The organism is Paraburkholderia sp. J76 (assembly GCF_905220295.1).
Classification (GTDB): domain Bacteria; phylum Pseudomonadota; class Gammaproteobacteria; order Burkholderiales; family Burkholderiaceae; genus Paraburkholderia.
This window is the reverse complement of record NZ_CAJMZJ010000012.1, coordinates 115,519-138,728: the sequence shown is the minus strand read 5'-3', so window position 1 is coordinate 138,728 and position 23,210 is coordinate 115,519. Positions and strand designations below refer to the sequence as shown.

Genomic DNA, 23,210 nt, shown 5'->3' with positions numbered 1-23,210 from the left:
AAATGAGTGCGATTGCACCCGAAGAATGTGTGAAAGTCAGCGCTGAAATCATTGAAGAGCGCATTGCAAAAGTGGTCTTTCGCAACGCCTCCAGACACCATGCGTTGAATGCGGAATTGCTGGGCGCCTTGGAGCACCAACTGACGGTGCTTGCATCGAAGGGCGTGCCGGTGGTGATCCTCACGAGCGGCGTGGGCGAGAAGGTGTGGAGCGCAGGGCACGATCTCGGCGAACTCGAATCCGACCATGACCCGATTGCGTGGGGCAAGCCGCTGGAGCGCGTGCTCAGGCAGGTGCGCGCGTATCCTGGCGTGGTAATCGCAATGGTGTCGGGTTCCGTGTGGGGCGGGGCGGTCGATCTCGTGATGAGTTGCGACCTTGTTGTGGCCGACACGACGGTGCGCTTCGCCATGACGCCCGCGAACATCGGTCTTCCCTACAGCACGAGCGGCTTGCTCCGGTTCATCAACAACCTGCCCATCCATATCCTGAAGGAAATGTTTTTCTGCGCGCGACCGCTCGAGGCCGAGGAAGCCGAGCGCCACGGCGTGCTCAATCGCCTCGTTCAGCCAGCGGACGTCGAAGCGGCGGCTATGGAGATGGCGAGAGGGATTGCCACCAAAGCGCCGTTGGCGATATCGGCGGTCAAGGAGCAATTGCGCATTCTCGAGGACATCGTGCCGGTGCCCGTCGATGCGATGGAGAGAATCGCGGAGCTTCGCAGGGCGGCATGCACGGGCGACGACATGCGCGAAGGGTTGGAGGCGTTCGCGCAGCGACGCGCGCCGGAGTTTCGCGGTCGATAGCGCCGGCGAGGGCGCACGCGTGGTATCGTGCAACACGTTTCAGCGCGACACTCGTGCGCCAATACCGACCACCCTATAAAAAGAATGTCCACGCCTCACTTCGCGACGTGCGAGCCGCCCGCCGGCAACCGGAAACATCCCCGTGAACTTTTGAGAACCGTCGTCGCCGCGTCGCTTGTGACCGGCCTCGAAATGTTCGATTTCACCGTATTCGGTTTTTTCGCGGTGATCATCGGAGACCGGTTCTTTCCGGCGCGCGATCCGATGACGTCGTTGCTGTGGGCGGTCGGTACGTTCGGCGTCGGCTTTTTCATGCGGCCGGTTGGCGCGATGGTCATTGGCGCTTATGCGGACCGCGTGGGACGACCCGCGGCGATGGCAAGGACAAGCTGGATGATGGCGCTGGGAACCGCCACGCTCGTCCTGTGCCCTTCGTTTGCCAGCATAGGCGTGATCGCGCCGCTCATTATCATTGCCGGTCGCTCGCTGCAGGGCTTCGCCGTCGGCGGCGACATCGGCGTTGCGGCAGCGTTCGTGCTCGAGGCCGGGCCCGTATCGCGTCGCGGCTATCTGGTTAGCTGGCAACTCGCGAGCCAGGGTGCGGCCGCGTTGCTGGGCGCATCCCTGGGAATGCTAACTAGCAGCACGATGTCACCCCTGGCGCTTGCGGCGTGGGGCTGGCGAATCCCGTTCGTGTTCGGTCTTTTGATCGCGCCAGTCGGGCTGTATGTTCGCCTACGGCTGCGCGACGACCCAGCTGCTACCGACACGGCCCGGCATGCCCGCACGCCGCTAGCCGAACTCTATCGCGAACACGGAGCGACGATCCTGCTGGCGACGCTGATGACGATGGGGCAAACCATACCGGTCTACGCGATCGTCTACTTCATGCCGAGCTATGCGGCTCGCGTGATGCACATGCCCGCCATGACCGGCTTCATCGCTTCCGCGGTGTCCGCGCTCCTGCTGGTCGTCGTTCCGCCACTGGCTGGCCGTCTCATGGACCGTCTGCGCCGCCGCAAGCCGTTGGCCCTCGTGGCATCGGGGTGTTCGGCGCTTCTGGTCTATCCCGTCTTTCTCATGCTGGCCCACGCCAGGAGCATGGCGCCGATCCTGTTTGGCGTCGCGCTCTTCAGCATCACGATGGCGTTCAGCGCCGTAGCCGTCGCGCTGCTTGTGCTCGAAGCGCTGCCCGCGCGGGTGCGGGCGAGCGGCATGGCCGTTTCGCATGCATTGAGCGTGGCCTTGTTCGGCAGCACCGCGCAGTTCATCGTGACCGGTTTGATCAAATGGACCGGCGATCCCATGTCGGCAGCCTGGTATGTCGCGCCGGCATGTGGCGTGAGCTTTTGCGCGTTGATGCTGTTCAGGGAGCGGCGCGTCGAAACCTGAACGCGCCGCGCAGGGATTCATACCCGTTGCCGCGACTGAATCCTCTTGCTGGCCAGAGCCCGAAAATCCTGGGGCGCCATGTCGTAGGCCCGCCGGAACGCGCGCGTGAAATCGGAGGCGCTTTTAAAGCCGAGCCCGTAGGCAATTTCGATCACCGTGACGTGCGGATACCGGATCAGTTCATCGGCCGCGCGGCGTAGCCTCAGGTTTCGGATATACGCGCCTAGACCGCCTTCGTGCTGAAACAGGCGGTACACGGTGGGGCGAGGAAATTCGAGCGCGCCGAGTACGCTTTCGGGCGAGAGATCGCTTTCAGTCAGGTGCGCGTGAATATAGCGCCGGACCTGAGCGAATACCGCTGCCCGGGCGGCCGCGCGCGTGTCGCCGCTCAGGCCCGCTTGCCGTCCGAACGCGGCAATGAGTAGCTCGGCTGCCGCGCGTATGGCGCGGGCGGCTTCCGCTGCACCCATGCTGGCGATTTTCGCGCTGAGCGCCGCAACGTGTTCGATGATCAGCGGCACAAGAGGCATCGATGCATGAAGCATACGGCCGTGTATGGCCTCGGGATCGGGAAAGACTTCCTGCACCAGCGCAGCCGGCACGAAAAACGTGATCACCCTGCATGGCAGGCGTTGCATGCGAACGGGCTGGTTCATATCGAGCGCAAGAATGCTCGCGGACGAGGGCGCGCTTTTGCGCTGCGAGCCGCGCGCGGCGACATTCTCGACCGCGCCCGCCAGAAACACATGAAAAACGAAATCGCGCACCCGGTCCGTTGAAATCCGCGCCTGCGAGCGCTCGAGTAAGAGCAGGTCGGAGCGGCAATCCGTGAAAACAAGGTCGCCTATCTGATAGCGGTCGATCGAAGCCTGAAACGGTTTCTCCAGGTCGGATAGCGACGGCAGCACATCGATAATATGACCCACCCGATCCCGCCACGCGAGCAAACGACGTTGCGGCGGTTCGCCTTGCACGCTGAAATGACTATGGGTCATGCCTTGTTCGAGCGGGCGAAAGGCGCCGACCGTGGGTACGCGGGGATTCATGCGAAGAAGTCTTTACCGAAATGGGCCTGCAAGTCTTCTGGAATAGACGCTTTGAGAATCTAACCGAAAATCTGCGCGTCGTGAATTTTTCGAAAAGACCTGTTTCGGATCGACACGCATCAGCGGTCGAAAGGCAATTCGCCCTGCAATGGCAGCGGGGCAGACGGCGTGCCCGTGGCGCGCTCAAGAGAGCCGATGCGTACGCCTATCAGACGGATGCGCCGGTCCAGCGACACCCGCTTCAGGCATTCGCCGACGGCTCGCCGGATTGACGCGGTGTCCGCCACCGGTTCCGGCAGCGAGAGGTCGCGAGTGACGATCTTGAAGTCGGCGAACTTGATTTTCAGGCCCACCGTTCGGCCGCGATATCCCTTGCGCTGCAAGTCTTCGGTAACGCGCTCGCAAAGGCGAGTGAGCGCGGGCGTCAGGATCGCGCGGTCCCGCCCAACGTGCATGTCCCGCTCGAAAGTCGTTTCGCGGCTCATTGACTTCGGCTCCGACGACACGACGACTTCACGGTCATCCACGCCGTGCGCGATTCGCGCCAGCCATGCGGCGTAGGTACGCCCGAAGTTTTCCTGCAACAGCCCGAGGTCGGCGCGCGCCAGATCGCCCACCGTCAAAATGCCGAGGGCGGCCAGACGTTCGTTCGCGCGCGGCCCGATGCCATTGATTTTTTTTGCGGCTAGCGGCCAGATACGCGACTCGAGGTCCGGCAATGAGAGAATCGTGAGCCCATCGGGTTTGTCCAGTTCGGAGCCGATCTTGGCAAGCAGTTTGTTTGGCGCGATTGCAATGGAGCACGTGAGGCCCGTGGCTTCTCGAACCGCGTTCTTGATGCCGAGGCCGAGCGCTCGCGATTCGCCTTCCACGTGCGTGAGATCGACGTAGATTTCGTCGATTCCCCGGTCCTCGATGCGGTCGGTGAATGTCCGCACGGCGTCCTTGAACAGGCGCGAATAACGCCGATACGATTCGAAGTCGGTGGGTAAAAGAATGGCATCCGGCGCGAGTTGCGCGGCCTTCATCATGCCCATGGCGGAAAATACGCCGAACGCTCGCGCCTCGTAAGTCGAGGTCGTCACGACGCCTCTTCCCGCATAGTCACGCAGTTTCGCGAAACGGCGCGTGCCGTCGGCTTGAAGCTCCGGTGCGGCGTTGCTGCCGCCTCCGATGACAACGGCCTTGCCGCGCAACTCAGGATAGCGGAGCAGTTCTACGGATGCGTAGAACGCATCCATGTCGACATGCGCGATGCGACGTACCGGTGGGTTATTCACGTCGACGGTTATGAATGCTGTATATCCATACAGCATCTTACTGACGGCCACGCGATCGCGCAAGGTCCCGCGCCGCGCCGAATCGACGTTATTCGCGATACCCCGGATCGAGCCTCTCCACGAGCCTGAGCAACGCGTGCCAGTCGCGCTGCTCCAGGAAGTCGAGCGAGCGCTCGAATTGTTGCGCGGTGCGTTCGCAAACGGCGGGCGGCGGCAGTATCCAGTCCTCCGCGCCGCCGGCAAGCGAAGTCTGGATCTGGCACGCCATTTCGAGGTAATACATGTTTTCGAACGCCGCATGCACGCTTGCGCCGGTCGTGAGCAGGCCGTGGTTGCGAAGCACCAACGTGGGGAGGCTGCCGAGATCGGCGACGAGGCGGCTGCGCTCGTCCACGTCGAGCGCGATGCCTTCGTAGTCGTGGTACGCAATACGGTTGAAAAAACGCATCGCATGCTGCGAGACCGGCAGGAGGCCGTGTTTCGTCGCGGCGATCGCCACGCCCGCGCGCGTATGCGTGTGCATCACGCATGCAACGTCGTGGCGCGACATATGAATGGCGGAATGGATGACGAAGCCGGCCGGGTTGACATCGAGCCCGTCGTCGTCGATTAGCTGGCCGTTCTGGTCGACCTTCACGAGGCTGGACGCCGTGACTTCCTCGTAGAGCAAGCCGAACGGATTGATCAGGAACTGGTCGTCCGTTCCGGGCACGCGCAACGAAATGTGGTTGTAAATCATGTCGGTCATGCGGTAGTGCGCCACGAGCCGGTAGCAGGCGGCCAGTTCGACGCGCGCGGCCCACTCGGCTTCGCAGATCGAATGACGCTGCGCTTTTCGGCGCGCGAGGATGCGGTGCAGTGTTTCGGAGTCCATGGTTGTTCCGTGAGAGAGGGCGCGGAGAAGCCCGCGAACGCAACGGTAGTCCCGTTGCGCGTGGGCGTCTTGAAGAATCTTGCAAGGCGGGAACAAAGAGGATGGAACAAAGAGGATGGAACAAAGAGGATGGAACAAACGGGCATCGCCGGGTGTTGTCGAGGTGTTCAACAGCGCCCTGGCGCCCGGGCTGGAACCATGTCCAAAGCAAACGACGCGAATAGCGTAAAAATCTGGCGAATGGCCGAAGCGCACGACGCCGAAATGCTAAAGGGCGTTTATGCGCGGCACGCTTATCCCTGGCATTCGCACGAGGAAATCAGCCTCGGACTGGTGCTGAGCGGCGCGATCGAACTGCGCACGCCTACGCGCCGGGGCATCGCCAAAGCCGGCTCGTTCGTGCTGGTCAACGCGGAGGAGGCGCACAGCGGCGCGCCCGCCTCGCGGCAAGGCTGGACGTGCCGCACGATTCATCTGAATCAGGCGATAGTTTTAAGTACTGCAGATGAACTTAAAGCCTTTGGTCGAACCTCCGCGATTGGCTTTCGAAGTCCGACCTTCGAAGATCCATCCGCGGCCAGGTCCCTGCACGAACTCCATGTCCTATCGGAGTCCTCTGGTTCGACGCTGCGCCGTCAAGCACGCCTCGTCGCCCTGATTGCGCGATTGCTGACCGGCCATGCCGACCAGGCATTGACGTTGCCGCGCGCGTCGCATGAGCCCGACGCCGTACGTCGCGCGCGCGATTTTCTCGACCAGAATCTCTCGGACAAGGTTTCCCTCGACACGCTCGCCGCCATCGCGGGGCTTCCCCGGTTTCGCTTGCTGCGCGCCTTTCAGAAGGAAGTCGGTATGTCGCCGCACGCCTGGCAGATGCAGGCGCGAATCCGGGCTTGTCACCGCATGCTCCGCAACGGCGAAGCGCTCGCCGATATTGCCGGGGCAGCGGGCTTCGCCGACCAGGCGCATCTGACCCGCGTATTCAAGGCGGTCATGGGCGTGACGCCCGGCCAGTATCGTTCGGCGTCGGCCGATTCGATTCGTTGACCGGATAAATCGGCGTCCTTACTGGTTTGCATGCTCCGCGCGCGGCAGGCGCAGCGTGAACGCCGTACCATGCTGATCGTTCGAGTGCACTGTCACCTCGCCGCCGTGCGTGCGGGCAATGAGGCGCACGATATGCAGGCCGAGCCCTAATCCCGAGCCGTGCTGACGGACATGCGGCGCGGTCCCGAACGCATCGAATAGCAGGGGCACGACATCCGGCGCAATCACGCCGCGGTTCTGCACCGTCACGAGCACTTCCGCGGGCGATTCCCCGAACACGCTGACGTGCACGGGCGTCTCCCGCTCGCCGTGCGTGAGCGCATTGCTCACGAGGTTCGAAATGGCCTGGGCGATCAGATCGGCGTCCCAGCGGCCGACGGGGTTGCCGTGACGCTCGAACCGCACCCTCCCGGCCGGGGCATTCGAGGCGAATTCCTCGATCACGGCGTGGCATAGCGCATCGAGCTGCACGGTGGTGCGGCTCAGCGACAAACGCCCGCCCTGCAAACGGGCGAGGTCGAGCAACTGCTCGACCATGCGCGTCATACGCCGTCCGCAATTTTCGATGCGCTGCCCCGCGGTGACGATTTTTTCGTCGGCCGAAGCGCGTTTTAGATACTCGGCCGAAGCCATCACCGCCGAAAGCGGAGTGCGCAGATCGTGGCTCAGCACGGCCATCAGCAATTCATTCGCTTCGAGCATCTGGCGCGTTGCCGCGAGTTGCTCGGCGAGTTGTCTCTTTTGCAGTTCGAGTTGCACGAAAATGGCGATCTTCGACTGGACGATGCGCGGCTCGATCGGCTTGTAGAGAAAATCCACCGCGCCCGCGTCGTAGCCCTGGAACGTGCGCATCGCGTCCTGCGAGGTCGCCGTGAGGAAGATGATCGGCACGTGCGAGGTGCGCGGGCTGCCGCGAATCAGCGAGGCGAGTTCGAAGCCGCTCATGCCGGGCATGTTGACGTCGAGGATCGCCACCGCGACGTCGTGTTCGAGCAGCAGTTCGAGCGCTTCGACGCCTGAGCGGGCGAGCAGCAACCGGACGTCGGGCCCAGCAAGGAGGGCCGAGAGCGCCGTGAGATTGTGTTCGATGTCGTCGACGATCAGAACATTGACGGTTGGCTGTGTCATGCGGTCAATCCCGGTCATTCCTTGTCATTCGGTTGGCAGCCGGCCACGCGGCAAGCCGCGCGGCGAGGGTAGTGAGGGTCATGGTTTCATTCACCGCGCCGGTGGCGATGGCCGCCGCCGGCATTTGCGGCGCGATGGCGCTTTCGGGCGTCTGCGCCCAGGCGGTGCCGCCCGCCGCGCGTATCGCGGCGAGCCCGGATGCGCCGTCGTCGTTGGCGCCGCTCAGCACCACGCCGAGCAGCCGCGGCCCGTACACGGCGGCCGCCGATTGCATCAGCACGTCGATCGAGGGCCGCGAGAAGCGCACGGGCGGCTCGGTGGAAAGCGCGATGCTCGCGTCGCTGTCCACGAACATGTGATAGTCGGGCGGCGCAATGTACACACGGCCCGCGAGTATCGGCTCGCCCGCGTCCGGCTCGGAAACGGGCAGCGCGCAACGGCTGGCGAGCGCTTCCACGAGGAAGCTGGGCGAGCTGGGCGCGAGGTGCATCACGATCAGCAGGGCGGCGTCGAACGCGGGCGGCACCTGCGGGAGGATCTGGATCAGCGCTTCCACGCCGCCCGCCGAAGCGCCGATCACCACGGCGTCGAAGGGCCCGCTGCGCGCGCGCCGGGCCGCGCCGTGCGCGGCGCGGCGTGAGGCGATGGCGTGGGGGCGTGAGCGGGTCATGATCTTGCGGGCCTTTGTGGCATGTGCCGGTTAGCGCTTCTGATAGATGCGCTCATGCGCGCAGAACTCGTCGAATGCCGCGTCGGGTTTCGAAAAGCGCAGGCTTTCCTTGCTTCCGAGGCCGAGAAAGCCGCGCCGCACGAGCGCGCGCTCGAACAGGCCGATGGCCCGGTCCTGCAACGGACGGTCGAAATAGATCAGCACGTTCCGGCACGACACCAGGTGCGCTTCGAGAAAGACTTCGTCGGTGGCGAGGCTATGGTCCGCGAACACCACGCGCTCCTTGAGCGCGCTCGCGAGCCGCGCGCCGCCGTAAGCCGCGTGATAGTAGTCGGAGAGCGTGCGCCGGCCGCCCGAGGCCAGATAGTTCTGGCTGAACCCGGCAATGCGTTCCACGGCATAGATGCCGGACTCGGCACGCTCCAGCGCCTCGGGGCTGATATCGGTCGCGTAGAAAAGCGTGCGGTCGGCAAGCCCTTCCTCTTCGAAGAGAATTTTCAGCGACCACAGTTCTTCGCCCGTGCTGCAGCCGGCCACCCATACCTTCAGCGAAGGATAGGTTTGCAGCACCGGGAGCACGTGCCTGCGCAGCGCGAGAAAGTACTGAGGATCGCGATACATTTCGCTCACCTGAACAGTCATGTAGCCGAACAGGCGCGAAAAGTCCGCGGAGCTGCGCAGCACGCGGTCCTGAAGCTGGCTGAGCGTCGCGACGCCGAAATCCTGGCGCGCCTGCTCGAGCCGCCGGCGCAGCGAGGGCAGCGAATAGTGCCTGAAATCGTGCTGATATTTCAGGTAGATGGCTTCGAGCAGCAGACGCAGTTCGATGTCGAAATCGCTCATCGTCCTGCGCGCGTTGCCCGGTACAGGTTCGGTCATGGTGGATTCCTGCGGCATATCCATGCTATTTGCGCAGCCAGACGCGGCACAGCGACACCAGCTTGTCCACGTCGATCGGTTTGGAAACGTAGTCGTCCGCTCCCGCCTCCAGGCACCGCAGGCGGTCGTCGGCCATGGCCTTCGCGGTGAGCGCGATAACGGGCAGCCGCGCGAAGCGCGAGTCTTCGCGCAGCGCGCGCATGGCGGTGATGCCGTCCATTTCGGGCATCATGACGTCCATGAGGACGAGGTCGATTTTCGGCGACGCGCCGAGCAGGTCGAGCGCCTCGCGGCCGTTTCGCGCGATCACGAGCGTCGCGCCGAGCGGTTCGATGACGTGCGAGAGCGCGAAGATGTTACGCACGTCGTCTTCGGCCAGCAGGATGGTCTTGCCTTCGAAAGTGTCGTCGCGCTGGCGCACGGCGCGCAGCATGCGCTGCTGCTCGGGCGCGAGCGACGATTCCACGCTGTGCAGGAACAGCGTGACTTCGTCGAGCAGGCGCTCGGGCGAGCGCGCGCCCTTGATGATGATGGACTTCGAATAGCGGCGCAGCCGTTGCTCGTCGTCGTCGGAAAGGTTGCGCCCCGTGTACACGATGACCGGCAGCGGCTCGTAGCCCGAATCGCCGGCCAGCGACTCCAGCAGGTCGTAGCCCGTGCCGTCGGGCAAGGTCAGATCGGTGACGATGCAGTCGAACGCACCCTGCGCGATCTGCGCGTACGCGTCGGCGAGCGAGCCCACCGCGACGATTTCCACGCCGTCGCCCACCAGCAGCGCACGGATGCTTTCGCGCATCGCGTGGTCGTCCTCGATCACGAGCACGCGTTTCACGCGTTGTTCGAGCCGCGATTCCAGCCGCCGGATCGCCGTTTCGAGCGTGCTGCGCGCCGTGGGTTTGAGCGTGTAGCCGACGGCGCCAAGATGCAGCGCCTTGTCGGCGTGATCGGTGGCCGAAACTACGTGCACGGGGATATGGCGCGAGTGCGCATCGCTCTTGAGCCATTCGAGCACCGAGAGTCCCGAGCGGTCGGGCAAGCCGACGTCGAGCAGCACCGCGACGGGCGCCTCTTCCTTCACCATCGCGAAGCCGGTTGCCGCGTCGACAGCGTGCAGGAAATCGAAGTTCAGTTCGTGAACGAGATCGCGCAGGATTTCCGCGAAGGCCAGATCGTCCTCGATCACGAGAATCGCGCGGTTGCCGTGCGCGCGGCGCTCGCGGTCGTCGGGCAGGCTTTGGTCCGCGCGCGGCTGCTGCTGGAGCGCGGCGATGGCGGACGGAACGGCGGAGCGCACGAGCGCGTCGGACTGGCGCGCGGGGGGCGCGCTCGGGTTCGCCGCGCCGGAGCTTGCCAGCGTTTCGCCGTGCACGGCGGCCGTGCTGTCCGTCGGCAGCCACAGCGTGAAGACGCTGCCCACGCCCGGTTCGCTCGCCACGCCGATGCGCCCGCCGAGCAGCCGCGAAAGCTCGCGCGAAATCGAGAGCCCGAGCCCGCTGCCGCCGTATTCGCGGCTCGTCGAGCCATCCGCTTGCTGGAAGGCGTCGAAGATAATGTCGAGCTTTTCCTGCGCGATACCGATGCCGGTATCGCGCACGTCGAAGCGAAGCAGGTTCGGGTTGACGGTCGACACGGTGAGCGCGACTTCGCCGTGCGCCGTGAACTTGAGCGCGTTCGAAAGCAGGTTGCGCAGGATTTGCAGGACGCGCTGGCCGTCGGTCTGCAGCGTGTCGGGCACGCCGGGCAGCCGGTCGATTGCGAGCGCAACGTTCTTCTCGCGCGCGAGCGGACCGAAGGTCTCCTTGAGCGAAGCGGTGACGTCGTCGAGCTTCACGGTTTCGAGCACGAGCTGAACCTGGCCCGCCTCGACCTTGGAAAGGTCGAGAATGTCGTTGATGAGCGCGAGCAGGTCGGTGTTCGACGCGTGGATCGTGGCGGCGTAACGCACCTGTTCGTCGCTGAGATTGCCGCTGCGGTTCTGCTGCAGCAGCTTCGCGAGAATCAGCGAGCTGTTGAGCGGCGTGCGCAACTCGTGCGACATGTTGGCGAGGAATTCGGACTTGTAGCGGCTCGATTGTTCGAGGCGCTCGGCATTCTTCGTCAGTTCGTCCTGGGCGCGCACGAGTTCGCTCTTTTGCGTTTCGAGCCGGCGTGCGTACTCTTCAAGCTGGACATTGGTCTGCTCCAGTTCGGCCTGCTGGGCTTCTAGCCGCGCCTGCGTATCCATCAGCGCGCGGCCGCGCTCTTCGAGCCCTTCGTTGGCCACGCGCAGTTCTTCCTGCTGCACCTGCAACTCGTGATTCAGTTGCTGCGATTCCGTGTACGACGCTTCCAGACGCTCGCGCGAGATCGCGGCTTCGACGAGGTCGCCCATCGTATTCGCCACACGCGAGAGAAATTCGACGTCGCGCGGCAACAGCGCGCGCATGAAGCCAAGCTCGACGACGCCGTTGGTCCGGCCCGCGGTGTCGAGGGGCGCGATAATCAGCGAAGCGGGCGTGGCGCTGCCCAGCCCCGATTCGACCTTGAGATAGCCCGCGGGCGCTTCGCGCAGTTCGATCAGACGGCGCGAGACGGCGGCCTGGCCCACGAGCGTTTGGGCTCCCTGAAGTTCGGAGACGTTATAAGCGCTTTCCGCGCCGAAACCGAACGTCGCCACGCGGCGCAGCATCGAATCGCCCGCGTCGCGCAGATAGAGCGTGGCGACGTTCGCGCTCAGATAGCCCGCCAGGCAGTCGAGCATCGCGGCGCCCACGTCGGCGAGCGCTTCCTTTCCCACGCCGCTTTCGACCAGCAACCGCTGCCCCGTGCGAAACCAGACCTGCTCGGACAATGTTTGCGCCTGTTCCGCCTGGGCGCGCAGCGCGTCGTCGTAAGTGCGCGAGAGCGACGTCATCTCGCGGCGCCCGAGCCAGGCAAGCAGACCGTTCACGATCACCGTGAGGGCAAGAAAAATGCCGACCGTCGAGAGCGTGAGATTCCGGGCGGCCGTGGTGCGCTCCTGGCGCAAGCGTGTTTCCACGTCGAGGAAATCGGCGAATTCGCTGCGGATGGCATTCGCGCTCGACACGCCGCGATCGATCTGGACGGTGGCGAGATCGGCGTCGTGCCCGCGCCGCAAGCGAATCGCGTCGCGGGCATAGCTGTCCCACTGCTCCGAGATGGCGCGGATTTGTTTGAGCCGCTCGACCTGGGGCGGATTGTCGGCCACGAGCGCAGCGAGGTTGTCGATCTGCGCGTCGAAGCGCGGGCGGCCCACGTCGTACTGGGAAAGCGTGCGTTCTTCGCCGTTGAGCAGGAAGCCGCGCAGGCTCGATTCGCGATCCGCCTGCACGCGTATCAGTTCATAGGCCTGGGCGATCACGCGTTCGGAGTGCTCGGCCCAGTTCATCGTCGAGACGAGATAGGCGATCAGCGCCAGGAAGGCCACGGCGGTCGCCACACCCGCGAGCAGCGGCAAAGCGACGTTGCGTTGAATGATGCGTCTGAAGCGCAGCGGGTCGATGGCGGTCGGGGCGGACATTTTTTCCGGTTAGTCGTCTGTCGTTGGGCGTGTGTCGGAAATATCGCCCGGATTGCGCGAGGCCGAACGTTGCTTTCGCTGTCCGGCCCGGCAATTTCGGGCGAAATCGAGGCACCCGCAATGATACAAAAGGTTTCGGATCGCGCGGGCGGCCCGTTATCGTGAATTCCTTCTTAAAGTGTGAATGCCGGTATGGAGCCGGATCCGGGACGGAGCGAATTCAGGCGTTCCGGGGGCGATCTGGGCGGCATTGCCAGGAACGATCTGTGCGTGCCTCCGGCACGGCGGCAAACGGGGGCTCCGGTATGGTTACTTCAGATACACACACTGCAGACGGCGGCCGCCGGTTCGATACGCGCGGGCGACGCTCGAAAGTGCTTGCCCAATATGCGAGCAAACCCATTCGCCTGCTTCTGCGCTACGTTTGGGCGCACCCTTATGGCCATGCGGTCGTGCTCTCGAGTATCGCGGCGGCCGTGGGGTGTTCGCTGGCCGCGCAGTTCGCGATCAAGAATCTCATCGATGCGCTCCCCGAAGGGCGTGCGCATCCTGCCCCTGTGGTGGACGCGTTTCTCGTCATCGTCGTGCTGTTGTTCGTCGATAACCTGTTCTGGCGTCTCGCGGGTGTGGCCGGGGTGCGAACCTTCGTGGCGGTAACGGGGGACGTGCGGCGCGAATTATTCGGATACCTGACAGGTCATTCGCCCGCTTACTTTTCGAACGTGCAGCCGGGAACGCTGGCAAGCCGCATTTCGGCCACTGCCAACGCTATCTTCACGATCGAAAACACCTCGGCGTGGCGCGCTATTCCGACACTTTTGACCGTGCTGGGTTCGGTCGTGCTCATCGGCTGGGTGAGCATAGGGATGGCGCTTGCGCTCGTCGTCATTTCCGCCGTGATGACGTTGTTTCTCTTCTGGCTCGCTAAGTCGGGCTCCGAGCGCCATTTGCATTTCGCCACGCGCGCTGCGACCGTGGACGGAGAACTGGTCGACCTGATCGGCAATATGACGACCATCAAGGCGTTTGACGCAACGGCCCGCGAATGCCTGCGCTTCGGCAACTTTCTCGACAACGAGGTGCGCTCGCGCCAGTCTTCGTTGCGTCACCTTGAAAAGCTGCGGCTGGTGCATGCCGTACTCACGGTCGTGCTGTCGTGTTTGCTGCTGGGCTGGGTCATCTGGCTATGGACCGAGGCGCGCGCCACCACGGGCGACGTCGTGCTGGTCAGCTCGCTGGGCTTCGCCATCCTGCACGGCACGCGCGACCTGGCCGTATCGCTGGTGGATATGACGCAGCACGTCGCGCGGCTGGCCGAGGCCGCGCAGGCGTTGCTGGTCCCGCGGGAAATGGAGCAGCGGCTTGGGGTGCCGGACCTGCAGGTCCGCGACGCGAATATCGATTTCGAGAATATCTCGTTCTCGTACCCCGGCCGGCGCCGCGTGCTGGACCACTTCAGCCTTCATATCGACGCGGGACAGCGCGTGGGCCTGGTCGGGCCTTCCGGCGCGGGCAAGAGCACGGTGCTCGCGCTGCTGCTTCGCTGGTTCGATCCGCAGGCGGGGGCGGGCGCCGTGTGCATTTCCGGCCAGCGTTTATCTGACGTGAGTTTGAGGAGCCTGCACGATTCGGTGAGTTTCGTGCCGCAAGACATTTCGCTGTTCAATCGCTCGCTGCTCGATAACCTGCGCTACGGGCGTCCCGAGGCGACGGAAGAGGAGGTGCTGGAAGCCTGCGAGCATGCGGGCTGCCTCGATTTGATCCGCTCGTTGCCCGATGGTTTGCAGACCATCGTGGGCGAGCGGGGCGCGCGCCTTTCCGGCGGCCAGCGGCAGCGCATTGCCATTGCCCGCGCCTTCCTGAAAGACGCGCCGATCCTGCTGCTGGACGAGGCGACCTCGTCGCTCGACAGCGCGTCCGAGGCGGCGATCCAGGCCGCGCTGGACGAACTCATGAAGGGGCGTACGGTCGTTGCCATCGCGCATCGTCTCTCGACGCTGCAGAACTTCGACCGCATCGTCGTCGTCCAGCACGGCAGACTGGTGGACGACGGCGCGCCGGCGGAACTGGCGCGCCGTGCCGGCATCTATCGCGACGTGCTGCTGCGCCACGAACGGCGCGCTGCGGCGATGCAAGCCTGAGTACGCCGCCGTGCCGCGCGCGGCATAACGATTGCTGTCCCGGCTAACGAGGTCCACGGGCGGCCGCCGCGGCGGCTCAGGCCGGGGATCAATCCGCGAAGGGCATCACTGACATGGGAGCGAAATCATGAATTCCACCGATCTGGAAGGCGTCGCAAAAGAAGCCGCGGGCGATTTGAAGGAGAAGGCCGGCGCCGTGCTGGGCGATCCGGCCATGGAACTCTCGGGCAAGGCCAAGGCGCTATGCGGCCAATCCCAGCAGATGGTCGCCGACGCCGCGGCAGTCGCGCGCGACGCCATCGCGGAGAGTCCGTTGCGCGTGCTGGCCATTACGCTTGGGGTCGGCGTTGCCATCGGGGCGTTGTGGGCGAGGGGCCGGTCCTGACCTCCGCGCGCCTGGAAGCGGTGAACGCAGCGCTGGAATCCGCTTGTCCTATGCGGCACAGGCCTTGCGGAATGGGACTTCAGCTACACGAGATGCCGACCGCCGCGCCCTGCATCGTAACGGCAGTGGTTAGCCAGTCAATCCCGGTGGCGTCCACGTCGTGAGACGACTTGGGTTTTCCAGTCATGGGTTTTCCAATCGATAGGACGGAGGCAATCATGAAGACGATGAAGATTCGGCTTGTGGCAGCACTGGCGTGTCTTGCGCTTTCCGGCGGGGCGTTTGCGGCAGGAGCCGGAGGTGGCGGCGGCGGTGGCATGGGCAGTGGCGGCAGTGGCGGCACAGGCGGCGGGGCTGGCGGCGGTAGTGGCGGCGGGGGCGGCACGGGTATGAGCGAGCCCAATTCGAACGGCGACACGGCCACGACCTCCAACGCTCAGGGCCACAACACCATGGGCAATTCGGGCGCATCCACGAAGACCATGCGGCACCACAAGGCGTCGCATCCGGCAGCCGCTTCGTCCGAATGACTTCGTCCGAATGAACGCGTGAACGAACGCGCCAGGCGCTGCGGCGCCCGGCGCGCGGGGATGGGGGGCCACGATGGGACCGCATCGCATTCTTTTCATCCGGCACGCGGAGAAACCGGGCGCCGCGTTCGGAGGCGGCGTGAATGCCGATGGCCGCCCCGACGAAGAAAGCCTCGCCGTACGAGGCTGGCAGCGCGCCGGGGCGCTGACGCAGCGCTTCGGAGCGCACGACGGGCCGCTGCGGCTTGCTGCCGGGCTTGCCACCGTATACGCGGCGGGCCTGGGCAAGGGTAGCCAAAGCAAGCGTTCGATGCAGACGGTGGCGCCGCTCGTGGCCCTGTTGCAGGCGAGCGAGCCACTCAGGTACGAAACGGGTTATGCCAAAGACGACGGCGCTGCGTTAATGGCCGATGTGCTCATGCAGACCGGCGTGATCCTGATTGCCTGGGAGCACAAAGTATTGCCGTCGCTCGTCGCGCGCTTGCCGGATGCGCCCGTTGTTCCTTCCGCCTGGCCCGATGACCGGTTCGACATGATCTGGATACTCGATCGTGCCTCGCACGGATGGTCGTTCACGCAACAGCCGCAATTGCTGCTTGCTGGCGACAGTGCATCGCCTATTGCCTAGCAGACCCTCCAGCGCTCACGCCCGGAAATATCCTTTAGCGTTGCTCACGATTTCGAAGAAGTGTGAAGTCGCGGACTGAAAATATAGCTGAGGGTGCCCGCTGCCAGGAGGGCAGTCGTGAACAGGAATAGCTGGGCGTAAAGGCCGCTTGCCGGCAAGCCCGAGCGCAACGCCGCTTCCGCTATCCAGCCGAAGCAGTTGCTCGTCACGGCCACTCCGAGAAACACCATGCTGTTGAGAATTCCGAGCCGCAGGCCGAGTTGTCCCGGCGACGTGACCGACCGCGCCTGCGACATCACCAGCGGGTGAATCGCGCCGACACTGAACAGTACGCAGATCAGCGCAACGCTGAGGTGCACGCTGTGCGCGGGCTGGACGGCGAGGATGATCGCGGCCAGCAGTCCCGTTGCCATGCAGCCGAGCGACAGCGTCTTGGCCGTGACCAGCCGGACGACAAACGGAATCAGCAGCGATACGGCGAACGCCGCGAGACTTGCTGCCGTCATGACCTGCCCGCGCGTGACGATATCCAGATGAAACACGTCCGCCAGATAAGGGCCGCCCCATGACGTGCGGAATACGCCGCCCGCCGACATGGCGAAACAGACGGGCAGCAGCGTCAGGAACGCGCGGCGCGGAGCCGCAACCGGCGGCGCGGCAGTGACTTCGCGCTTGTCGCGCTTCGTCACGCCGGTCTGCGTCCTGAACGCCAGCGCGACAGCGCAGGTGGCGAGCAGCATGCCGGCGGACGCAATGCCCATCGAAGCGCGCCAGCCAAGCCTCGCCGACGACCATGCAAGCGGAAGCGCCGCGAGCAGCGCGCCCACGATGCCGATCGCGCTCGCGGTGGTCACGGCGTGGACCTGTCTTGCGCCATACCCCGACTTCAACACGTGGTTGAGCAGGCCCATGAAAATCGGCGCACACCCAAAGCCGAGCGCTGCTTGCGCCGCGAGTGCGTACGCTGCGCTATGCGTCATCGGCAATGCGACGGCCCCCGCTGTGCCGACTGCCATGCACGCGACGACGGGCGGCCCGATGCCGAAGCGGTCGAACGCTAGCCCCAAAGGTAATTGCAATAAAGCGAAGATGAAGAAAAACGAACCGGCAAAGAGTCCGAATTCTCCTGGCGTAAAACCAAAGTCGGAAATCAGTTGCGGCGCGATTACCGCGACGTAGCTGCGAAAGAACTGGCTGAGGAGGTACCCGAGCGTGAGCGCCCACAACGCATAGTCGCGGCGCGTTCCGGTCGAAGAATTGCGGACGGTCGATTGGGTTGCCGGCATACTCACCATTTGCGCTGTCTGGACTCGCGCCATTCTACCAACGCCGCGTTTCCGGATCGCCCGGCGGGTCGAGCGCCCGGCAATCGAACACAATCAGGCGGCAGGATGCCGGGGCACGGTAAATTGAACCGCTGCGCCGCGCGGCGTGCAGTCGGTTGCCCAGAGCCGCCCGCCATGCGCGTCGATGATCGAGCGGCAAATCGAGAGCCCCATGCCGAGCCCGGTCTCCTTCGTGGTGTAGAACGCGTTGAACGCGCTATCGGCATTCGGGCCGAAGCCTGGGCCCGAGTCGCGCACGGTCACGATCACGCAGGCATCTTCGGCTTCGCCGGTGCTGATGCGCACGTGCCGTACACCATCGAGGCTGCGCATGGCCTCCAGCGCATTGATGACGAGGTTGAGCAGCACCTGCTGCAGTTCCACGCGGTCGCCTTCGATAACCGGCAAATCTTTCGCGAGTTGCAATTCCAGTTGGGCGCCGCTCTTTCTGGCTTCTCCCTGGACCAGTTCGGCAATCTCGCGGATCGCCTCGTTGATATCGACCGGCTCCTTTTTTCGCGGCGCCTTTCTGATCAGTTGCCGCAGCCGCCAGAGCACGTCTCCGGCGCGGTTGCCATCCCTGACAATCCCGCTTAGCGCAAGGCTGACCTCGTCGAGGTTGGCGGGCTCGCGGTTCAGCCATCGCAATGCGGCCTCGGCATAGCTCACCGTCGCGGCAATCGGCTGATTGACTTCGTGCGCAATCGACGCCGCGAGTTGCCCCATGGTCGCAACACGGTTCGCATGCGCGAGTTCCGCCTGTATCTCGCGATAGCGTTCCTCGCTCTCGCGAATTCTCTGTTCCGCCTGCTTCTGCCCGGTCAGATCGAGAATGTACGCCACGCCCTGGTTCGGCTGATCTTCGAATGCCGCGCCGCCGATGAGCACGGGCACCCGGCTGCCGTCTTTCCTGAAGAACTCCTTTTCGCAGGGTTGCAAGGCGCCGGTCGTCTTGAGTTCTTCCAGCTCGCGCGGCACGCGCTCCTGCCACTCGGGAGGCGTCATGTCGTACCAGCGAAGCCCGGCCTCCAGATCCTTGCGCTCGTACTGAAGCATGTGGAGAAACGAATCGTTGGCGTCGATAAGCCGTCCGTCCATCACCCAGATGAAAATCCCGATGAGATTCGCGTCGACCAGGCGCCGGATTCTTGCTTCGCGCTCCGCGACGTCCCGATACAGACGGGCGTTTTCGAGCGAAATCGCCGCCTGCGAGGCCACCAGCTTGAGCACGGCGATCCGGCCCGCGCTGAACACGCGGGCCGTGAGATGGTTTTCCAGGTAGAGCGCGCCCATCAACTTCGCGCCGTTCATCAGCGGCAGGCACAGAATGGAGCGCGCGCGATGCTCGCGGACGTAAGGATCGGCGTTCGCCTTGGGGTCCGTCGCGGCGTCGTCCAGGAAGACGTTCTCGCGCGTACGCAGGACATGATTGAGGATCGATTCCGGCAACGAAGCCGCGGTGACCGATGTATCGGACAACTGAACGCTGACCGCGTCGCCGGCGATCGTGGCTTGCGCGGCAATTCGATGATCGTCCCCAGCGCGGAGGATCAGCAGGCCCCGCTGCGCGCCCGCCTGTTCGATGGCCGTGCGCATGACCATCTCGATCAGTCTGTCCAGGTGAATTTCGCCCGAAGCCGCCTGCAAAACCTTGATCACGGTCGCCAGTTCGAGGTGCCCGATGAGCGCCGCCATCGTATTGGTCGGTCCGGGCGTAGTCTCTTCGGTCCGCAGGTAGCCGTATGTTTCCTCCAGTTGCCGCGCCTTTCCGTTGGCGCCCCAGCGCAGATAGCCGTAGTGCGCGTCCTGCATGTACACGCGCGCAATCCTGCCAAGACCGCGGGCCGCATAAAAGCGCGACGCGAGTTCGTTGGCCAGCGCCTCGTGGTGCGTGAATCCGCCTTCCTTCGCCGAATCGATGGCCTGCTCGAAGAGCATCTCGGCGTCGACCACGCGGCCCTCCACGCGGGCGATCTCTGCGCCGACCAGCGCGGCATGGGCTGCGAAGTTCGCCGGGCACAGATTCGCCCACATGCGCAACTGGTCGTAACGGGCCTTCAGTGCTTCCATGTGGGGCGCAAGTTGGCCGGCCGCGAGGGAATCGCACCACGCTGCCTGCGCAAGCGCGGCGTAAAGGTAGTATTCGGCCGCCTCGTTGTACACGTAGGGGATCCACAGCAGCCCTTGTGCGTTCGACGCCGCAGCCACGGCCGCCTCGTGGTCGCCGGCGAGATAGCGCGCCTGCAGTTCGTGGAGCCAGTACCATCTTGCGTTCGCACCGGAGCTTTGCGGCGCGTGGGGTTCCGTGCCCGACGCATTGAACGGCGTGTCGTCGACGCTGCCGAATACGGGCGTCAAGCCGCGCAGCGTCCGGATCAACGCGAGCTTTTCCTCGATAAAGTCCACGGTGATCCCGAACTGCACTTTCTTCGCGTACGCCAGGCACGATTCGGCCTCCCGTTGCACCTCGGGCAGCGGGTCGCCGATGACCAGCAGCGTCTGAACGAGGTGAGCGTACGAGACCGCGCCGTAAGTGAGGTCGCCGGTCCGGTTCGCCGAGTCGAAAACGCGGCGCAACTGATCGACGCACGCGCGCACGGGTTCCGCCCAGCGTGCGACGTAAAGGCAGTAGCACAGATACGTGCGCGTTTCGTACCGTTCGAGGCCGCGCTCTTCCACGAGTTTGCAGCCGAGCCGGCCGAACTGGAACCCGGCCTCGTAGTCGCCGAAAAGCAGGACGGAAAAGCGGGGGAACCGGGCGTACGCCACGCATGAGGCATCGGCGTTACCGTGCTCGATACTGAGATTGATTGCCTTGCACAGCGTCAGGAAGGCGAGGTTCGCATCGGTGTCGATGGCAGGCAGGGCGAGGCTGGTCAGCACCTCGATGGTCGCCAGGGCGGTCGCGTCTTCCATTGGCGGCAGATCGACGAGTTCTTCGATCGTCCTCTCGCCGAGCAGTGAACCGATGCGCTCGTATTCGCTGCGCACCGTCGTCACGTCCGGATGGGGCGACCACGCGATGCCCACATGACGAAGGAAGGCGAGGCCGACGGCGATCGCGGTGTCGGTCTGGCGCAAAACCACGTAGACGTCCATCTGCCTGCACGCGACCTGCGCGCGTTCGGGCGCGGTCGTGGCGCGCAGCGAAACGGCCGCGAGGCGCGCTTCGGCGTCGCGCAACTGGCCCGTCAGGATTTCGCATTCGGCGCGGTTCAACTCCAGCGTGAAGAGCAGGTCGTGCCGACTCTGCCAGCAGTCGTCGCCCGGTAGCTCCGCGCCGGTCGCGAAATAGGCGAGCGCCGAGGCATAGGCCGTCGACGCCTTGGCGCGCTGCCCCGCGAGCAGATTGAGTTCGGCCAGTTGCTCGCGCTCGTTCGGGTCGTCGATCAGCGCGGCCGAGCGATTGAGTTGCCCGACGATCTCGAAGATCGCTTCCTCGCGTTTTTCCTCCGGCGTCCGCGCAATGAGCAAACGGCCGATCCGCAGATGGGCCTCGGCGCGCGACGGCTCCGGGATCATCGAATAGGCGGCCTGATGGACGCGGTCGTGAACGAAGGCGTAAGCGCCTTCGAGCCGCACGGCCAGTTCCTGGCGTACCGCCTCCCACAACACGGCGTGAACCTGTGCCTCCTGCATGCCGAGCACGGCCGCGAGGGTCGCGATGTCCGCGACGTTTCCGAGGCACGCCAGCCGCTGCAGCGCGTGCTGCGTCGCGCATGGCAGGCGCGTGAGCTTGCCGGCCAGCAGGTCCACGATGTTGTCGGTGTAACCCCTCGCATGGATGCGTTCGGTGTCCCAGCGCCACTGCCGCGCATCGTGATCGAACGTCAGAAGATCGCCTTCGGCCAACGCCTGGAGGAACTGGATGACGAAGAACGGATTGCCGCCCGTCTTGTCGCGCACGAGGCGCGCGAGCGGCTCGATCGATTCGGGCGCACAGTGCAGCGCGTCCGCGATCAGATTGCCGATGTGCGCTCGCGTGAGCGGCGCAAGCCGGATTTCCTCCACCCTCGCGCCCGCGTTCCGCACGGCCTGGAGCCGGACGGTCAGCGGATGCGTGGCGTCCACTTCGTTGTCGCGATACGCGCCGACGATCATCAGGTAGCGCAGGTCCGGCTGGCCCAGCAGATCGGCTAGCAGGTCCAGCGTTGCCGCATCGAGCCACTGGAGGTCGTCGAGAAATAGCGCCAGCGGATGCTCGGCGCGCGCGAATACGCCGATGAAGCGCCGGAACACCTGGAGGAAGCGCTGCTTCGCCTGCTGCGGCTCGAATTCGGGAACCGGAGGCGGCTCGCCGATGATGAGCTTGAGTTCGGGAATCAGGTCGCTGATGAGCGCCGCGTTCGGCGCCAGGGCTTCGAGCAATGCGGCGCGCCAGCTTGCCAACTCTGTTTCCGACTTGCCCAGAAGCATGCGCACCAGACCCTGGAACGCCTGAACCAGCGTGGAATAGGGGATATCGCGCTTGTACTGGTCGAACTTGCCGGACGCGAACAATCCGCGCGGCGGCACGAGTATCTTGTGCAACTCGTTGACCACCGACGATTTGCCGATGCCCGAATACCCGGAGACGAGCACCAGTTCCGGCGCGCCGTTCTCGAGAATGCGGGCGAACGTGGCGACGAGGGTGTCCACCTCGCGCTCGCGCCCGTAAAGCCGCTCGGGAATCATCAGCCTGCCGGGGGCGCCGTGTTCGTCCAGCGTGAAGTCGTCGATATGGCCGTGACGCTGCCACTGCGCGAGGCAGCGCCGCAGATCGTGCTCGACGCCCGCAGCGGTCTGGTAGCGCTCCTCGGCTGTCTTGGCTAGCAGCTTCATGACGATGCGCGAAACGGCCGCGGGGACCGCATCCACCCGTGCGTGGGGCGGCGTCGGCGTTCTGGCGATATGGCAGTGCACCCATTCCATCGCGTCGCTGGCGGCGAATGGCAGGACGCCCGTGAGCATCTGATAGAACGTGACGCCGAGCGAATACAGATCGCTGCGCGAATCGACCGAGCGGTTCATCCGTCCAGTCTGCTCGGGCGCCATATAGGCGAGCGTGCCGGCGATGGTTTCGGGAGCCTCCGGTGCGTGCCGCTCGCGCGGCAGGCGGGAGGCCAGGCCGAATCCGGCGAGCCGCGGCTGCCCGTCGGCGCAATGCACGAAGATGTGCGCGGGCTTGAGGTCCTTGTGGATCAGGCCGCGCTGATGCAGCTTGCCTAGCGCGGCGGCAATGCCAATGGCGAGTTCGAGGAAATAGCCGGTTTCGAGTGGAGCGCCGAGCAGCTGTGCGAGCGGCTCGCCGCCCGGGTCCTCGAACGACAGCCACGGCTGGGCGCCTTCGCGCACCAGCTTGAGCGGGCGCACCGCCCATTCGCTGTCAAGGTCGTCTCTGAGCCCGAACTCGCGGGCGAGGCGATCGAGGCTGGCGGGCATGGGCTGCTCGGCGGCAAGCCGCGCAAGCAATACATTCTGGCCAGCTAGCGTCGAGGATTCTTCCCTCCAGAAGACACGCTCTCCATCGTCCCACAAGACCTTTACGCTTTTATCCATCGACGCTGCATTGAGATTATC

At 64.6% G+C, this 23,210-nt stretch carries 16 protein-coding genes; 7 read left to right on the top strand and 9 right to left on the bottom strand.

From position 1 onward, the window contains the following. Nucleotides 1–2: 2 nt before the first annotated feature. Together scpB and U5768_RS22515 are read left to right on the top strand one after the other, a co-directional pair. Complete coding sequence (scpB, locus tag U5768_RS22520) at nt 3–806, top strand: methylmalonyl-CoA decarboxylase (RefSeq protein ID WP_322032696.1); 804 nt, start codon at nt 3–5, stop codon at nt 804–806. Nucleotides 807–956: 150 nt separating this feature from the next. Continuing rightward, nucleotides 957–2,198 (top strand): MFS transporter, encoded by a 1,242-nt coding sequence (locus tag U5768_RS22515; protein ID WP_322032598.1) that lies wholly within the window; start codon nt 957–959, stop codon nt 2,196–2,198. 17 nt (nt 2,199–2,215) lie between these two features. Here U5768_RS22515 and U5768_RS22510 read toward each other — a convergent pair whose 3' ends face one another. From U5768_RS22510 to U5768_RS22500, 3 genes are all read right to left on the bottom strand, one after another. After that, the gene (locus tag U5768_RS22510; protein ID WP_322032597.1) at nt 2,216–3,172 is read right to left on the bottom strand and encodes an AraC family transcriptional regulator; all 957 of its coding nucleotides are present in this window, start codon (nt 3,170–3,172) and stop codon (nt 2,216–2,218) included. 191 nt (nt 3,173–3,363) lie between these two features. Further along, nucleotides 3,364–4,560, bottom strand: a complete 1,197-nt coding sequence (dinB, locus tag U5768_RS22505; RefSeq protein WP_322032695.1) for a DNA polymerase IV — start codon at nt 4,558–4,560, stop codon at nt 3,364–3,366. 52 nt (nt 4,561–4,612) lie between these two features. Continuing rightward, on the bottom strand, nt 4,613–5,398 hold the full coding sequence (locus U5768_RS22500; RefSeq protein WP_322032596.1) for a class II aldolase/adducin family protein: 786 nt from the start codon (nt 5,396–5,398) through the stop codon (nt 4,613–4,615). Between the two features lie 129 nt (nt 5,399–5,527). Here U5768_RS22500 and U5768_RS22495 point away from each other — a divergent pair, with 129 nt between their 5' ends. Beyond that, nucleotides 5,528–6,445 (top strand): AraC family transcriptional regulator, encoded by a 918-nt coding sequence (locus U5768_RS22495; RefSeq protein WP_322032595.1) that lies wholly within the window; start codon nt 5,528–5,530, stop codon nt 6,443–6,445. 18 nt (nt 6,446–6,463) lie between these two features. Here the strand turns inward: U5768_RS22495 and U5768_RS22490 are convergent, their stop codons facing one another. From U5768_RS22490 to U5768_RS22475, 4 genes are read right to left on the bottom strand one after another with little or no spacing between them, the layout of a single operon-like run. Continuing rightward, nucleotides 6,464–7,573 (bottom strand): hybrid sensor histidine kinase/response regulator, encoded by a 1,110-nt coding sequence (locus U5768_RS22490; protein WP_322032594.1) that lies wholly within the window; start codon nt 7,571–7,573, stop codon nt 6,464–6,466. A gap of 4 nt (nt 7,574–7,577) precedes the next feature. After that, nucleotides 7,578–8,243 (bottom strand): chemotaxis protein CheB, encoded by a 666-nt coding sequence (locus tag U5768_RS22485; protein WP_415913956.1) that lies wholly within the window; start codon nt 8,241–8,243, stop codon nt 7,578–7,580. A gap of 30 nt (nt 8,244–8,273) precedes the next feature. Further along, nucleotides 8,274–9,122 (bottom strand): CheR family methyltransferase, encoded by an 849-nt coding sequence (locus tag U5768_RS22480; RefSeq protein ID WP_322032593.1) that lies wholly within the window; start codon nt 9,120–9,122, stop codon nt 8,274–8,276. A gap of 25 nt (nt 9,123–9,147) precedes the next feature. Beyond that, nucleotides 9,148–12,642 carry a response regulator gene (locus U5768_RS22475; RefSeq protein WP_322032592.1) on the bottom strand — a complete coding sequence of 1,165 codons (3,495 nt, stop codon included), beginning with the start codon at nt 12,640–12,642 and terminating at the stop codon, nt 9,148–9,150. Between the two features lie 305 nt (nt 12,643–12,947). On the opposite strand from U5768_RS22475, the gene U5768_RS22470 reads away from it, so the two are divergent. From U5768_RS22470 to U5768_RS22455, 4 genes are all read left to right on the top strand, one after another. Further along, nucleotides 12,948–14,783 (top strand): ABC transporter ATP-binding protein, encoded by a 1,836-nt coding sequence (locus U5768_RS22470; RefSeq protein WP_322032591.1) that lies wholly within the window; start codon nt 12,948–12,950, stop codon nt 14,781–14,783. A 127-nt stretch (nt 14,784–14,910) separates the two neighbouring features. Continuing rightward, nucleotides 14,911–15,168 (top strand): CsbD family protein, encoded by a 258-nt coding sequence (locus U5768_RS22465; protein WP_322032590.1) that lies wholly within the window; start codon nt 14,911–14,913, stop codon nt 15,166–15,168. Nucleotides 15,169–15,386: 218 nt separating this feature from the next. Next, entirely contained in the window at nt 15,387–15,698 is a 312-nt protein-coding gene (locus tag U5768_RS22460; protein WP_322032589.1) for a hypothetical protein, read from the top strand. 73 nt (nt 15,699–15,771) lie between these two features. Then, nucleotides 15,772–16,326: a phosphoglycerate mutase family protein gene (locus tag U5768_RS22455; RefSeq protein ID WP_322032588.1), complete on the top strand. Its 555-nt coding sequence runs from the start codon at nt 15,772–15,774 to the stop codon at nt 16,324–16,326. Between the two features lie 44 nt (nt 16,327–16,370). Here the strand turns inward: U5768_RS22455 and U5768_RS22450 are convergent, their stop codons facing one another. Further along, on the bottom strand, nt 16,371–17,612 hold the full coding sequence (locus tag U5768_RS22450; protein WP_322032587.1) for an MFS transporter: 1,242 nt from the start codon (nt 17,610–17,612) through the stop codon (nt 16,371–16,373). A gap of 93 nt (nt 17,613–17,705) precedes the next feature. Beyond that, the gene (locus tag U5768_RS22445; protein ID WP_322032586.1) at nt 17,706–23,189 is read right to left on the bottom strand and encodes an AAA family ATPase; all 5,484 of its coding nucleotides are present in this window, start codon (nt 23,187–23,189) and stop codon (nt 17,706–17,708) included. Nucleotides 23,190–23,210: the final 21 nt, after the last annotated feature.